The 13,466-nt window shown below is 56.6% G+C and carries 13 protein-coding genes and 2 tRNA genes; 11 read left to right on the top strand and 4 right to left on the bottom strand.

What is annotated here, in order from left to right:
• The first annotated feature begins 31 nt into the window (after positions 1-31).
• Together NDJ10_RS08775 and dnaB are read left to right on the top strand one after the other, a co-directional pair.
• Positions 32-107: transfer RNA gene (locus tag NDJ10_RS08775), tRNA-Lys, on the top strand.
• Between the two features lie 124 nt (positions 108-231).
• Positions 232-1,641: a replicative DNA helicase gene (gene dnaB / locus NDJ10_RS08770; protein WP_296161242.1), complete on the top strand. Its 1,410-nt coding sequence runs from the start codon at positions 232-234 to the stop codon at positions 1,639-1,641.
• A 51-nt stretch (positions 1,642-1,692) separates the two neighbouring features.
• Here dnaB and NDJ10_RS08765 read toward each other — a convergent pair whose 3' ends face one another.
• From NDJ10_RS08765 to NDJ10_RS08755, 3 genes are all read right to left on the bottom strand, one after another.
• The gene (locus tag NDJ10_RS08765; RefSeq protein ID WP_296161240.1) at positions 1,693-3,354 is read right to left on the bottom strand and encodes a PhoH family protein; all 1,662 of its coding nucleotides are present in this window, start codon (positions 3,352-3,354) and stop codon (positions 1,693-1,695) included.
• A 177-nt stretch (positions 3,355-3,531) separates the two neighbouring features.
• Positions 3,532-4,017, bottom strand: coding sequence for a peroxiredoxin (locus NDJ10_RS08760; protein ID WP_296161239.1), 486 nt, complete (start codon positions 4,015-4,017; stop codon positions 3,532-3,534).
• A 158-nt stretch (positions 4,018-4,175) separates the two neighbouring features.
• On the bottom strand, positions 4,176-4,565 hold the full coding sequence (locus NDJ10_RS08755; protein ID WP_296161237.1) for an Mth938-like domain-containing protein: 390 nt from the start codon (positions 4,563-4,565) through the stop codon (positions 4,176-4,178).
• Positions 4,566-4,668: 103 nt separating this feature from the next.
• Here NDJ10_RS08755 and NDJ10_RS08750 point away from each other — a divergent pair, with 103 nt between their 5' ends.
• The 9 genes from NDJ10_RS08750 to rimO all read left to right on the top strand — a co-directional run bounded on the left by NDJ10_RS08750 (position 4,669) and on the right by rimO (position 13,219).
• Positions 4,669-5,895 (top strand): pyridoxal phosphate-dependent aminotransferase, encoded by a 1,227-nt coding sequence (locus NDJ10_RS08750; protein WP_296161235.1) that lies wholly within the window; start codon positions 4,669-4,671, stop codon positions 5,893-5,895.
• A gap of 68 nt (positions 5,896-5,963) precedes the next feature.
• Positions 5,964-7,304, top strand: coding sequence for a homoserine dehydrogenase (locus NDJ10_RS08745; protein WP_296161233.1), 1,341 nt, complete (start codon positions 5,964-5,966; stop codon positions 7,302-7,304).
• Position 7,305: 1 nt separating this feature from the next.
• Entirely contained in the window at positions 7,306-8,733 is a 1,428-nt protein-coding gene (gene thrC / locus NDJ10_RS08740) for a threonine synthase (RefSeq protein ID WP_296161231.1), read from the top strand.
• On the top strand, positions 8,730-9,263 hold the full coding sequence (gene mobB / locus NDJ10_RS08735) for a molybdopterin-guanine dinucleotide biosynthesis protein B (RefSeq protein WP_296161228.1): 534 nt from the start codon (positions 8,730-8,732) through the stop codon (positions 9,261-9,263). Before thrC ends, mobB begins: the two co-directional genes overlap by 4 nt.
• Positions 9,260-10,498 carry a gephyrin-like molybdotransferase Glp gene (gene glp / locus NDJ10_RS08730; RefSeq protein WP_296161225.1) on the top strand — a complete coding sequence of 413 codons (1,239 nt, stop codon included), beginning with the start codon at positions 9,260-9,262 and terminating at the stop codon, positions 10,496-10,498. The genes mobB and glp overlap by 4 nt, the downstream gene beginning before the upstream one ends.
• The gene (locus tag NDJ10_RS08725) at positions 10,495-10,746 is read left to right on the top strand and encodes a MoaD/ThiS family protein (protein ID WP_296161223.1); all 252 of its coding nucleotides are present in this window, start codon (positions 10,495-10,497) and stop codon (positions 10,744-10,746) included. The genes glp and NDJ10_RS08725 overlap by 4 nt, the downstream gene beginning before the upstream one ends.
• Before the next feature lie 5 nt (positions 10,747-10,751).
• Entirely contained in the window at positions 10,752-11,261 is a 510-nt protein-coding gene (locus NDJ10_RS08720) for a molybdenum cofactor biosynthesis protein MoaE (RefSeq protein ID WP_296161222.1), read from the top strand.
• Positions 11,262-11,267: 6 nt separating this feature from the next.
• Positions 11,268-11,816, top strand: coding sequence for a polyhydroxyalkanoate synthesis repressor PhaR (gene phaR, locus NDJ10_RS08715; protein WP_296161220.1), 549 nt, complete (start codon positions 11,268-11,270; stop codon positions 11,814-11,816).
• Positions 11,817-11,824: 8 nt separating this feature from the next.
• On the top strand, positions 11,825-13,219 hold the full coding sequence (gene rimO / locus NDJ10_RS08710; RefSeq protein WP_296161216.1) for a 30S ribosomal protein S12 methylthiotransferase RimO: 1,395 nt from the start codon (positions 11,825-11,827) through the stop codon (positions 13,217-13,219).
• A 123-nt stretch (positions 13,220-13,342) separates the two neighbouring features.
• Here the strand turns inward: rimO and NDJ10_RS08705 are convergent.
• Positions 13,343-13,427, bottom strand: a tRNA-Leu gene (locus NDJ10_RS08705).
• Positions 13,428-13,466 lie beyond the last annotated feature (39 nt).

Below are 13,466 nucleotides of genomic sequence, written 5' to 3'. Positions count from 1 at the left end.
GCTTGCTAGAACGCAACATCAGGTTGTGTTTGGGATGTTAGCTCAGTTGGTAGAGCAGCGGACTTTTAATCCGTTTGTCGTGGGTTCGACCCCCGCACATCCCACCATTTTTTTGAAAGCCCGACCTTTACCAGTCGGGCTTTTTCATTGGGTTCGCTGACAAATTTGTGGCTGCTCAAACGCACAAAGTAACTCTGCAGGCCGTAATATTCAGGGTCTCAAAGAAACAACATGTCTGCCATACTTTCCTCCCTGAACGATGACTTGGGCGCTGATCGCCAGGTTGCCCAATTACGTATTCCGCCGCACTCCATCGAGGCAGAATCCAGTGTGCTCGGGAGTCTGTTGCTCGACAACGCCGCTTGGGACCGGGTCAGTGACGTCCTGTCTGAGAATGATTTTTACCGTTTTGAGCATCGTCAGGTGTTTGCTGCCCTGAGCTTGTTGATCAATAGCGGCAAGCCGGCCGATGTCATCACAGTCTATGAACAACTGCAGAGCTCCGGCAAGGCAGAAGAAATTGGTGGCCTGCATTACCTCAATGCGCTGGCGCAATATGTGCCGAGTACCGGCAATATTCGCCGTTATGCTGAAATCGTGCGGGAACGCTCGATTTTGCGCAAGCTCGTCTCCACCAGTGAGGAAATTTCGGCCAATGCCTTCAATCCAAAGGGGCGCCCGGTGGCGGCGATTCTGGATGAGGCTGAACAAAAAATCTTTAATATTGGCGAAGAAGGTGCCCGCACCAAACAGGGTTTTCAGACCATGGACACGCTGGTCGTCGACCTCCTTGATCGGGTCCAGGAAATGGCTGATAACCCCAATGATGTGACAGGTGTACCCACCGGGTTTTACGATCTGGATCGCATGACAGCGGGCTTGCAGGGGGGGGATCTGGTGGTGCTGGCGGCGCGACCGTCGATGGGTAAAACGGCTCTGGCCATTAACATCGCCGAGCATGTGGCGCTGAATGAAGGTTTGCCGGTGGCTGTGTTCTCGATGGAAATGGGCGCGGCGCAACTGGCCGTGCGTATTGTGGGTTCGATTGGTCGCATCGATCAGGGCCATCTGCGCACAGGCAAGCTGACCGACGATGAATGGCCGCGCCTGTCGGAAGCCATCGAGAAACTGCGCACCATCTCTTTGCACATTGATGAATCCGCTGGACTCACGTCGAGCGAGTTACGCGCCAATGCCCGCAGGTTATCGCGCCAATGCGGTCAGCTCGGCTTGATTGTGGTCGATTATCTGCAACTGATGAGCGGCTCCAATGGTAGCGATGGCGAAAACCGCGCCACCGAGTTGGGTGAGATTTCACGTGGCTTGAAAATGCTGGCCAAGGAGTTGAAATGCCCGGTGATCGCCTTGTCGCAGTTGAACCGTAGCGTTGAACAACGTCCTGACAAGCGACCCATGATGAGTGATTTGCGTGAGTCTGGCGCCATTGAGCAGGACGCCGACATCATCATGTTCATTTACCGGGACGAGTATTACACCAAGGATGCCTGCAAGGAACCCGGTGTGGCCGAGGTCATCATTGCCAAGCAACGTAACGGCCCCACCGGTGTTGTCAAACTGGCTTTCCTGAACAGGATTACCAAGTTCGAGTCGCTGGCCAATGGCGCCAGCGGGGACTTCTGAGACTTTGTGGGTCAGACCATTCGCGCAGCAACGTGCTCTGACCCCAACTAATTAGAGTACTTCACTCGCGAAGTCAGCCAGGCGCGAGCGCTCACCGCGCGCCAGCGTGATGTGCCCGCTGTGCTGCCAGCCCTTGAACTTGTCGACAGCGTAGGTCAGGCCGGACGAGCCTTCGGTCAGGTAGGGCGTGTCAATCTGCGCGATGTTGCCCATGCAAATGATCTTGGTGCCGGGCCCGGCGCGGGTGATCAGCGTTTTCATTTGCTTGGGCGTCAGGTTTTGCGCCTCGTCAATGATCACGTATTTGTTCAAAAAGGTGCGGCCCCGCATGAAGTTCATGCTTTTGATCTTGATGCGGCTGCGGATGAGTTCGTTGGTGGCGGCGCGACCCCATTCGCCAGCTGCGGTGTCGGTTTTTCCTAACACTTCCAGATTGTCATCCAGTGCACCCATCCAGGGGCCCATCTTTTCTTCTTCCGTACCAGGTAAGAAGCCTATGTCCTCGCCAACGCTGACGGTGGCGCGGGTGACGATGATTTCGGTGTAGCGCCGCTCATCCAGCACCTGCGTCAAGCCCGAAGCCAGTGCCATCAATGTTTTACCGGTACCAGCGGTGCCTGTCAGGGTGACGAAGTCAATCTCCGGATCCATCAACAGGTTCATGGCAAAGTTTTGCTCGCGGTTACGGGTCGAAATCCCCCACACCGCATTTTTCAGGTGGGTGAAGTCTTTCAGGGTTCTGAAGACTGCCGTTTTTTCACGAATTTCGGTGACTTTGGCATACAGACTGGGTTCACCCGGCGCTTCAAAATAAACAAACTGATTGATCAGCAGTTGCGGTACAACCGGGCCTGTGACGCGGTAAAAGGTATGGGCACCCTGTTGCCAGCTTTCTACCGTGTTGCCATGGGTGTTCCAGAAATCTGCTGGCAGCGCATAGGCACCGCTGTACAGCAAATCCCCATCTTCCAGGGTTTTGTCATTTTGATAGTCGTCGGCCTGCAAACCCAGTGCGCGGGCTTTGACGCGCATGTTGATATCTTTGGAGACCAGCACGACGTCACGCGGTGCATGTTTTTTGCGCAGCGCTTCAACGACACCCAGGATCTGGTTGTCGGCCTTGCCTTGCGGCAGGCTGGTTGGCAACTCATAGTTCAACAGTTGAGTCTGAAAAAATAAACGACCACGCGCCTCTCTGTGACCAGTAGCGCTCAGCAGCAAACCTGTACTGATGTCGGAGCCTTTGTTTTCGGCCAGGGCATCAAGTGAACGGCTGGTTTGACGTCCATTACGGGCCACTTCGGTCATGCCTTTTTTGTGTGCATCGAGTTCTTCAAGCACGACCATGGGCAAAAAGACATCATGCTCTTCGAAGCGGAACAGGCAACTGGGGTCGTGCAACAGCACATTGGTGTCCAGTACGAAAAGTTTGCTGGGGCCATCCATGCGCCGCTTGGGGCGGGCTGTTGCATGTGTGCCAGGAGCTGCTTCGCGCCGGCGCTTGGGCGGGGTTTGTTGTGACGTTATGGGTGCAGTCGTTGGTTCGACCGGTGCTGGCTGCGTGACTTGCTGTGGCAAGGCCTCTGGTGTGTCAGGCAATTGAGAGGGCATCAATTTTAACTTGCTGCCTTTGGCTTTGGTACGGGCGGGAACGTTGAAATCCTGCAATGACAACAAGGCGGCACGTTTGGATGGGGCAGTGGGCAAAGGCATGAAAAACTCCTGCGCGTTAGGATCATTGCGAGTTCAAAAACGAAAAAGCCGCCATGTCAACCAGGCGGCTTTTCAGAGTACAGAAATTTGTTTTCGGCATGCGATTGATTATGCATGAGCCTTTGTGACAGAACTTCTGGATTGACTTATTGGGGTTAATCACAACCCTTGGACAACTCAGGCCAGTGCCGGTGACTTCTGGAGTTCTTTGACCGCTTTGAGAACCTCGTCCACATGGCCTGGGACTTTGAGTCCGCGCCATTCTTCCTTGAGCAAGCCATCAGCACCAATGAGGAAGGTGCTGCGTTCAATGCCCTTGACTTTTTTACCGTACATGATTTTGTTTTTGACTACACCAAACATGTGGCACATTTTTTCTTCGGTGTCGGCAATCAACTCAAACGGCAGTTCAAGTTTCATTTTGAATTCTTCGTGTGAACGCATGTTGTCACGTGAAACGCCAAAAACCGTGGCTCCCGCCTTCACAAATTCCTTGTATTTGTCGCGAAACTGCATGGCCTCAGTGGTACAACCAGGCGTGTTGTCCTTTGGGTAAAAATACAGGATGACAACATGACCGAGATGAGAGGTATTGGTGACCCGGATGCCACCAGTTGCATTAGATTCAAATTCAGGGATGGGTTTATTGACAACTATCGCCATGTTTTTTTCGATCTCGTGTGACAGGATGCGTCGGTCTCTCAAGTCGCAGACACTATCCTCTTAATGCGCTTGTGTGCCCCCGACTACGAGGATGGTATTTTACTCTGATTTGACGGTTGATTCCGAAAGGTAATGACATCCTCGTTGAGATCATGTGCCTAATGTTCAGCGTCCCGGGATGGCTCCATCAACAATGCCACGGCCACATGGCGTCCTTCGCCAGCCAGTATGTTGTAAGTGCGGCAAGCGGCCTGGGTGTCCATGGATTCAATGCCAATCTGATGTTCGATCAAGGCACGGGTCAGGGCCGCAGCCGGAAAACGCAGGTGCTCACCACTGCCAAAAATCACCAATTCTGTCTGTAACTGGGCCAATTGCTCAAAGTGGGCAGCCGTCAGGTCTTCAAAACGTGCGCATTGCCACTCAAACTTCCGTCCATCAGAAGTTATCACCACGCTGCGTGTCAGTCGTTCTCCGGCCACCTGAACCCATCCCTTGCCATAGGCGCTGATGGATGGTACGTTGATGATGTCGGGATGAATTTTCATGAGTCAGGGCTTGTGTGGGAACGGTTTCCAATTAAAACGGAGTTTGTAAAACTTGTGGTCAAATTATAGGTTTCGCTCTTTCGCGACCATGCCCGGAGGGACTTTGAAGACCATACGTAAATCAGCCAAACTGGCCAACGTTTGTTATGACATTCGCGGCCCCATCATGGACGCAGCGCGTCAGATGGAAGAAGAAGGCCACAAAATCATCAAACTCAACATTGGCAACCTGGCCGTGTTTGGTTTTGATTCGCCGGAAGAAATCCAGCAGGACATGATTCGTAACCTGCCCAATTCGGCGGGTTACTCTGACAGCAAAGGCATTTTTGCGGCGCGCAAGGCGGTCATGCACGAAACCCAAAAGCAGGGCATCAAGGGTGTCACGCTGGATGACATTTATTTGGGTAACGGCGCCAGTGAGCTGATCGTGATGGCGACCAACGCCATGCTCGACGATGACGATGAGCTTTTGTTGCCGTCGCCTGACTATCCGCTATGGACGGCCGCTGCCAGCTTGTCGGGTGGCTCGCCGGTGCATTACCTGTGCGACGAGGCCAATGGCTGGATGCCAGACCTGAATGATATTCGCGCCAAGATCACGCCACGCACAAAAGGTCTGGTGGTGATCAACCCCAACAACCCGACTGGTGCTTTGTACTCGGATGAATTACTCAAGGCGCTGGTGCAAATTGCCCGTGAACACGGCTTGGTGATTTTTGCCGACGAGGTCTATGACAAGGTGCTTTATGACGGTGTCAAGCACACGGCCATTGGTTCTTTGAGCGACGATGTGCTGACGCTCACTTTTAATTCATTGTCCAAAAGTTACCGTTCGTGTGGCTACCGCGCTGGTTGGATGATTGTCTCCGGTGACAAAAAACCAGCCAAAGACTACATTGAGGGGCTCAATATGCTGTCTAACATGCGCTTGTGCTCCAACGTGCCGGGTCAATGGGCCATTCAAACGGCGTTGGGTGGATACCAGAGCATCAACGATCTGGTCTGTGAAGGGGGACGCTTGCGCCGTCAGCGCGATCTGGCTTACGAACTCATTACCGCAATTCCGGGCGTGAGCTGCGTCAAGCCCGTCGCAGCCCTGTACATGTTCCCGAAGCTAGACCCGCAGATGTACCCGATTAAGGACGATCAGCAGTTCTTTTTGGAGCTGCTACAGGAAACCAAGGTCATGCTGGTGCAGGGTACGGGCTTTAACTGGCCGGCGCCAGACCACTTCCGCATTGTGTTCTTGCCGCATGAGGATGATTTACGCGAGGCCATTGGTCGCGTCGCCAGGTTCCTCGACAGCTACCGCAAGCGGCACAGCAATTAAAACACCTCTTCTTCTGTCACTTTCAGCCTTATCAATAAGACCAGAGGTCTTTTCTTACTTATAAATATATGAAACCTATTCAAGTTGGTCTGTTGGGCATCGGCGTTGTCGGTTCAGGTACCTTCAATGTGCTCAAGCGCAACCAGGAAGAAATCAAGCGTCGTGCGGGTCGCGGCATCGAGATCACACAAGTGGCCGACCTGAATGTCGCGCGTGCACGGGAACTGGTGGGTCCCGGTGTGTCGGTGGTGGACGACGCACGTGCAGTGATTGCCAACCCCGACATTGACATCGTGATTGAGCTTATTGGTGGCTATGGCGTTGCCAAGACTTTGGTGCTTGAAGCGATTGCCGCGGGCAAACACGTGGTGACGGCCAACAAGGCCTTGCTGGCCGTGCACGGTACCGAGATTTTTGCGGCTGCATCGGCCAAGGGCGTGATGGTGGCTTTTGAGGCGGCGGTGGCGGGGGGCATTCCGATCATCAAGGCCTTGCGTGAAGGCCTGACCGCCAACAGCATTCAGTGGATTGCCGGCATCATCAATGGCACTACCAACTTCATCCTGAGCGAGATGCGCGACAAGGGGCTGGACTTTGCGGTCGTGCTCAAACAGGCGCAGGCCCTGGGTTATGCTGAAGCCGACCCGACTTTCGACATCGAAGGCGTCGATGCGGCGCACAAAGCCACCATCATGAGTGCCATCGCTTTCGGTATTCCGGTGCAATTCGACAAGGCTTATGTGGAAGGCATCACCAAGCTGGGCGCAGCCGACATCAAGTACGCCGAGCAACTGGGTTACCGCATCAAGCTGCTGGGCATCACCAAACGCACGCCCAAGGGCATCGAGTTGCGTGTGCATCCCTGTTTGATTCCAGCCAAGCGCCTGATTGCCAACGTCGAAGGCGCCATGAACGCGGTAATGGTGCAGGGCGACGCCGTTGGCACCACGCTCTACTACGGCAAAGGCGCCGGTTCCGAGCCCACGGCCAGCGCGGTGATTGCGGACCTGGTGGACATCACGCGCCTGCATACCGCTGACCCGAAGCAGCGCGTACCCCATCTGGCCTTCCAGCCCAATGCCATGAGTGACTTGCCCGTGATGGCCATGGGCGAGGTGATCACCAGTTACTACTTGCGTTTGCGGGTGGCAGACGAGACCGGTGTGCTGGCCAAAGTGACAGGTATCCTGGCGGACGCCGGCATCAGCATCGACGCTGTGCTGCAGCGCGAAGCCGATGAAATCGGCACCGAGGCCAGCGCCGGGCTGCCGCAAGTACCGCAAACCGACGTGATCATCCTGACCCACGACTGCCTGGAAGCCGACATGAACGCGGCGATTGGCAAAATGCAGGCCTTGCCAACGGTGCTTGAACCCATCACCCGCATTCGCAAGGAAGAGTTGGCCTGACATGAAATACATCTCGACCCGGGGCGACCAGAGCCCCAAGCATTTCTGCGACATCCTGCTGGAGGGCCTGGCGCCCGATGGCGGCTTGTACCTCCCTGAAAGCTACCCCCAGGTGGACGACGCCACCTTGAGCCGTTGGCGCGGCATCTATCAGAATCAAGGCTACGCTGACTTGGCGTTTGAGGTTTTGTCGCTTTACATTGACGACATTCCTGCCGCCGACCTGCGGGCCTTGTGCCACAAGACCTACACCGCCGAAGTGTTTGGTTCGCCCGAGATTGTTCCGCTGCGTGCGCTGGAAAACGGTATCTGGCTGGAAGCCTTGTCCAATGGTCCGACGCTGGCCTTCAAGGACATGGCCATGCAGTTGCTGGGCAACCTGTTCGAATACGAACTGGTGCGCCGCGGTGAAGAACTCAATATTTTGGGCGCCACCAGCGGTGACACCGGTAGCGCTGCCGAATACGCCATGCGCGGCAAAAAAGGCGTGCGCGTCTTCATGACCAGTCCGCAGGGCCGCATGAGTCCGTTCCAGCAGGCACAAATGTTCAGCCTGATGGACGACAACATTTTCAATATTGCCGTGACGGGCGTGTTTGACGACTGCCAGGACATGGTCAAGGCCGTCAGCAACGACCTGGACTTCAAGCGGCAGTACAAAATTGGCACGGTCAATTCGATCAATTGGGCACGACTGCTGGCGCAGGTGGTGTACTACTTCGCCGGTTATTTCCAGGCCACGCAAAAAAACACTGAAAAAGTCAGCTTCACCGTGCCCAGTGGCAATTTTGGCAACGTCTGCGCCGGCCATGTGGCGCGCATGATGGGCTTGCCGATTGCCCGCCTGGTGGTCGCCACCAACGAAAACGATGTGCTCGACGAATTCTTCAAGACCGGTGTCTACCGGGTGCGCGGCAGTGCCGACACACACGAGACCTCCAGTCCGTCGATGGACATTTCCAAGGCAAGCAATTTCGAACGCTTTGTGTTTGACCTGCTGGGGCGCGATGGCGCACGCACCAAAGCGCTGTTTGGCGACGCCTTGGCGCGTGCCGGTTTCTTTGACCTGGAAGCGCACCCCGCATTCAGCCGGGCTGCCAGTCACTATGGCTTTGAAAGTGGCAGGAGCACCCATGCTGACCGTTTGGCCACGATCAAGGACATCTACGCGCGCCACGGCATGATGATTGACACGCATACCGCCGATGGGGTCAAGGTGGCACGCGCGCACGTGCAGGCGGGTGTACCCATGATCGTGCTGGAAACCGCGCTGCCGATCAAATTTGCCGCCACCATCATTGAGGCCACTGGCCGTGAACCTGATCGCCCTGCGAAATTCAACGGTATTGAAGCCTTGCCCAAACGCGTGGTGGAGATGGCGGCTGATGCGCAAGCGATCAAAAGCTTTATTGCCGCCCACTGTTCATGAAGGTTGTTGGCTTTGCCGGTTTTTCCGGTTCCGGTAAAACCACGCTGGTCGAGCGTCTGATTCCTGCGCTGCGTCTCAGGGGCCTGCGCGTGTCGGTGGTCAAACACGCCCATCACCGTTTCGACATCGACCACGAGGGCAAGGACACCTACCGTCATCGCGAGGCAGGTGCCTTCGAAGTGGTGGTCGCCTCGGACCGCCGGCTGGCCTTGATGCGTGAGTTTGAAGTGGCCAACCGGCCCACCGTACACCAGCTGCTCGCCGAGTTGTACGAGGGCGTCGACTGGGTGTTGGTCGAAGGCTTCAAGGATTCTGACCTGCAGAAAATCGAGGTTTGGCGTGCGGCCACCGGCAAGCCTGCACGTTACTTTGAGGATGACTTCATCACAGCCATTGCCACCGATTCGCCGAACCTGTTGCCTGTGCCGACTCAATTGCCGGTGCTTGACCTCAACGACACGGACGCGGTGGTTGACTGGTTGATCTCGCAAGGCGCACGTTTTGCCTATGATTTCGAGAATGTCGCATGACTGCTGAACGTTCTGCTGCCAAACCCATGATGTCGCTCGACGACGCGTTGGACCAATTGCTGGCCCATGCCCTGGCGCTGGATGGCGTTGAGCAAGTGGCCACCTTTGATGCAGATCGCCGGGTGTTGGCCCAGGATCTGACGTCGGCTTTGCAGGTACCGCCGCAAGACAACAGTTCCATGGATGGTTACGCGCTGTGCTGCGCTGACTTGGTGGGTTCGACCCAAGCATTGCCGGTGTCCCAGCGCATTCCGGCAGGTAGCGTGGGAGTCCCTCTCGCACCAAATTCCGTGGTGCGCATTTTTACCGGTGCACCGATTCCCCTGGGTGCCGATGCCGTGGTGATGCAGGAAGACTGCGAGGTGCAGTCCGACGGCTCGGTGTGCATCAAGGTGCAGCCCAAGCCCGGTCAGTGGATCCGCCGCGCAGGTGAAGACGTCGCCCGGGGTGCGGTGGTGCTGGCACAAGGTGCACGCTTGACGCCAGCCGAATTGGGTCTGGCGGCCAGCATTGGCATGGACACCCTGAGCGTTGCGCGCCGGCCCAGGGTAGCGCTGTTTTCAACCGGGGACGAGCTGGTGATGCCGGGGGCGGTGGCGCCCGAAAACATGCCGTCAGGCGCCATCTACAACTCGAACCGGTTTTTCCTGAGAGCCCTGTTGACGCGCCTGGGCTGTGAGGTGAGTGACCTGGGCATCGTTCCCGACCAGCGTGATGCCACCATCGCCGCATTGCGTGAGGCGGCTGAACATCACGATGTGATCCTGACCAGTGGTGGTGTGTCGGTCGGCGAAGAGGACCATATCAAGCCCGCCGTACAGCGTCTGGGGCATCTGGATTTGTGGCAGCTTGCCATCAAGCCGGGCAAGCCGTTTGCCTATGGTCGGGTCGCTGAGGCCCACTTCATCGGCTTGCCGGGCAACCCGGTGTCGAGCTTTGTGACCTTTTTGCTGCTGGTGCGCCCGTTTTTGCTAAAACTACAGGGGGTCGTTCAATGGGCCCCGAGCGCGACCGCTGTCCGCGCTGACTTTGCTTGGCCCCGGGCCGACAGGCGCCGTGAATTCTTGCGTGTCCGGCGCAACCCGCGTGGCGGTCTGGACCTGTTTGCCAACCAGAGCTCGGGGGTTCTGACTTCGGCGGTCTGGGGTGATGGTTTGGTGGACAACCCGCCAGGAGCTACCATCTTGCCCGGGGATGTGGTGCGGTTTATTCCTTTTTCGGAGTTGCTGGGATGAAGGTCACGGTGAAATATTTCGCGTCCATTCGGGAAGCAATTGGTCCGGGCAGTGAGCAGCGCGAAACCCGCGCGACCACGCTGGGAGACCTGCGTGATGAACTCATTGCTTTGGGGGGCGCCCATGCGGACAGTCTGGCGCGCGGCAAGGCCGTGCGCTTGGCGCTGAATCAGGTCATGTGTCAGGAGTCCGCTGCCCTGACGGACGGCGCCGAGGTGGCGTTCTTCCCGCCTGTCACCGGAGGTTAAGGACCATGCCAGCGCTCAATCGCCCCCGTGTCAGTATTCAGACCGCCGACTTTGACCTCAGCGCCGAGGTCGCGGCCTTGCGCGCCCAGGACCCGCGCGTGGGTGCCGTCTGCAGTTTTGTCGGCACCGTGCGCGACCGGACACCAGGCGAGCCGGGCAGCATTGCCAGCATGGAATTGGAACACTATCCGGGCATGACCGAGAAGTCGATCGAGGCCATGATTGACGCGGCCCGGCAGCGTTTTGACATCTATGACGCCCGCGTCATCCACCGGGTAGGCCTGTTGGCACCGATGGATCAAATTGTGTTGGTGGCAGTGACGTCCGCGCACCGGGGCGAGAGCTTTCAGGCCTGTGAATTTTTGATGGATTACCTTAAAACCCAGGCACCTTTCTGGAAAAAAGAACAAACGCCCAGTGGCGCACGCTGGGTGGATGCCCGAGTCAGCGACGATGCGGCACTGGCCAAATGGGGCATTGCCCTTGAAAATACGAGCCTGAATGCTCACGATTGATCCGACATGGAAAACAAAACTCCCGAGACACCAGCCGCCCATCGCGTCATCAAGAAATACCCCAATCGCAGGCTCTACGACACCACCACGTCGACTTACATCACCTTGTCCGAGGTGAAAGACCTGGTGATGAAGAGTGAGCCGTTTGAAGTGCTGGATGCCAAGACCGGCGACAACCTGACGCGCAGCATTCTTTTGCAGATCATTCTGGAGGCCGAGACCAGTGGTTCGCCGATGTTCACGGCGCCCGTGCTGGAGAGTTTGATCCGGTTTTATGGCCACGCCATGCAAGGCTTTTTGGGCGGCTACCTGGAAAAAAACATCCAGACACTCATCGACACCCAAACCCGTTTTGCCGAGCAAACCAAGGGCTTCACGCCAGAAATGTGGAAGCAATACACCGCTATGCAGCCACCGGTCATGCAGGCTATGCTGGGAGGCAGCCTGGAACAATCCAAGTCCTGGCTGGTGCAGATGCAGGAGCAAATGCAAAAGCAGGCAGGACAAATGCTGGGTGCCTTTGGCATCAACAATACGCCACCCAAAAAAGGTTGAATGTCATCATGAATGCACCTAACACATCGGCCGCTGCAACACCCAAGGTGGGCTTTGTCAGCCTCGGCTGTCCCAAGGCCCTGACCGACTCCGAACTGATCCTGACGCAGCTCAGTGCAGAGGGTTATCAGACCTCCAAAACATTCGAAGGCGCCGATCTGGTCATTGTGAATACCTGCGGCTTCATTGACGATGCGGTCAGGGAAAGCCTGGACACCATCGGCGAGGCATTGGCGGAGAATGGCAAGGTCATTGTGACCGGTTGCCTGGGTGCCAAGGCGGGCGAGGGCGGTGGCAACCTGGTGCGGCAAATGCACCCGAGTGTGCTGGCGGTGACCGGTCCGCATGCCACCCAGGAGGTGATGGATGCGGTGCATGCCAACCTGCCCAAGCCACACGATCCTTTTGTTGATCTGGTACCTAACGCCTTTGGCGTGGCCGGGATCAAACTCACGCCCCGGCACTATGCTTACCTCAAGATCAGCGAAGGTTGCAACCACCGCTGCACCTTTTGCATCATCCCGTCGATGCGCGGTGACCTGGTGTCGCGCCCGATTGGCGACGTGCTCAAGGAAGCGCAGGCCTTGTTTGACGGCGGCGTGAAAGAGCTGCTGGTGATCAGCCAGGACACCTCGGCCTATGGCGTTGATGTGAAATACCGCACCGGTTTCTGGAATGGCAAGCCCATCAAGACCCGCTTGTTTGAATTGGCACAAGCCTTGGGCGAGATGGCGCAAGCGCATGGCGCCTGGGTTCGGCTGCACTATGTTTATCCCTACCCCAGTGTGGACGACATCCTGCCACTGATGGCGTCCGGACTCATCCTGCCTTACCTGGATGTGCCGTTCCAGCACAGCCACCCCGACGTGCTCAAGCGCATGAAACGCCCGGCCAGCGGTGAGAAAAACATGGAGCGATTGCTGAGGTGGCGCGAGGCTTGCCCGGACATCGTGGTGCGCAGCACCTTCATCGCTGGCTTCCCCGGTGAAACCGAGGCCGAGTTTGAACACCTGCTGGACTTTGTGCGCGAGGCACAAATTGACAGGGCGGGTTGCTTTGCTTACAGCCCGGTGGCGGGTGCCGCCGCCAATGACATCGGCGGCATGTTGCCGCAGGAAGTGCGTGAAGAACGCCGTGCCCGCTTCATGGCGGTGGCCGAACAGGTGTCTGCCGCCAAGCTGCAAAAACGGGTCGGTGCCACCCTGCAGATTCTGGTGGACTCGGCACCGGGCATGGGTAAAAAGGGTGGTGTTGGCCGGTCTTACGCCGACGCCCCTGAAATTGATGGTGTGGTGAAGTTATTGCCACCCGAAAAAATCAGCAAGACGCTGCGGGTGGGCGAATTTACCAAGGCGCGGATCGTCGCGGCGCAAGGGCATGACCTGGTGGCACAGCCATTTTGAGCGCTCGGCTCAAAGTGGTTTCAGCAAATAAAAAAGCCGCTGCAAAGTTAACAACTGTTGCAGCGGCTTTTTATTCAAAACATCCGGTTTCTTTCATCAAAATGAACCGGAATTCATTTATATTGGTGCCCAGGAAGGGACTCGAACCCCCACGAAGTTACTCGCTAGTACCTGAAACTAGTGCGTCTACCAATTCCGCCACCTGGGCATTTCAGGAAAGAAAGGCATTGTATCAAAAATATTAAGC

The sequence above is a fragment of the Rhodoferax sp. genome (assembly GCF_023700745.1).
Lineage (GTDB): Bacteria > Pseudomonadota > Gammaproteobacteria > Burkholderiales > Burkholderiaceae_C > Rhodoferax.
The sequence above is the reverse complement of the archived record's forward strand: the minus strand, read 5'-3'. Positions and strand labels throughout refer to the sequence as shown.

What these genes read in the sequence shown, in the direction of transcription:
- dnaB (WP_296161242.1), top strand. Translation starts at nt 232, where the DNA reads ATGTCTGCCATACTTTCCTCCCTGAACGATGACTTGGGCGCTGATCGC.
- NDJ10_RS08765 (WP_296161240.1), bottom strand. Translation starts at nt 3,354, where the DNA reads ATGCCTTTGCCCACTGCCCCATCCAAACGTGCCGCCTTGTTGTCATTG.
- NDJ10_RS08760 (WP_296161239.1), bottom strand. Translation starts at nt 4,017, where the DNA reads ATGGCGATAGTTGTCAATAAACCCATCCCTGAATTTGAATCTAATGCA.
- NDJ10_RS08755 (WP_296161237.1), bottom strand. Translation starts at nt 4,565, where the DNA reads ATGAAAATTCATCCCGACATCATCAACGTACCATCCATCAGCGCCTAT.
- NDJ10_RS08745 (WP_296161233.1), top strand. Translation starts at nt 5,964, where the DNA reads ATGAAACCTATTCAAGTTGGTCTGTTGGGCATCGGCGTTGTCGGTTCA.
- thrC (WP_296161231.1), top strand. Translation starts at nt 7,306, where the DNA reads ATGAAATACATCTCGACCCGGGGCGACCAGAGCCCCAAGCATTTCTGC.
- mobB (WP_296161228.1), top strand. Translation starts at nt 8,730, where the DNA reads ATGAAGGTTGTTGGCTTTGCCGGTTTTTCCGGTTCCGGTAAAACCACG.
- glp (WP_296161225.1), top strand. Translation starts at nt 9,260, where the DNA reads ATGACTGCTGAACGTTCTGCTGCCAAACCCATGATGTCGCTCGACGAC.
- NDJ10_RS08725 (WP_296161223.1), top strand. Translation starts at nt 10,495, where the DNA reads ATGAAGGTCACGGTGAAATATTTCGCGTCCATTCGGGAAGCAATTGGT.
- NDJ10_RS08720 (WP_296161222.1), top strand. Translation starts at nt 10,752, where the DNA reads ATGCCAGCGCTCAATCGCCCCCGTGTCAGTATTCAGACCGCCGACTTT.
- phaR (WP_296161220.1), top strand. Translation starts at nt 11,268, where the DNA reads ATGGAAAACAAAACTCCCGAGACACCAGCCGCCCATCGCGTCATCAAG.
- rimO (WP_296161216.1), top strand. Translation starts at nt 11,825, where the DNA reads ATGAATGCACCTAACACATCGGCCGCTGCAACACCCAAGGTGGGCTTT.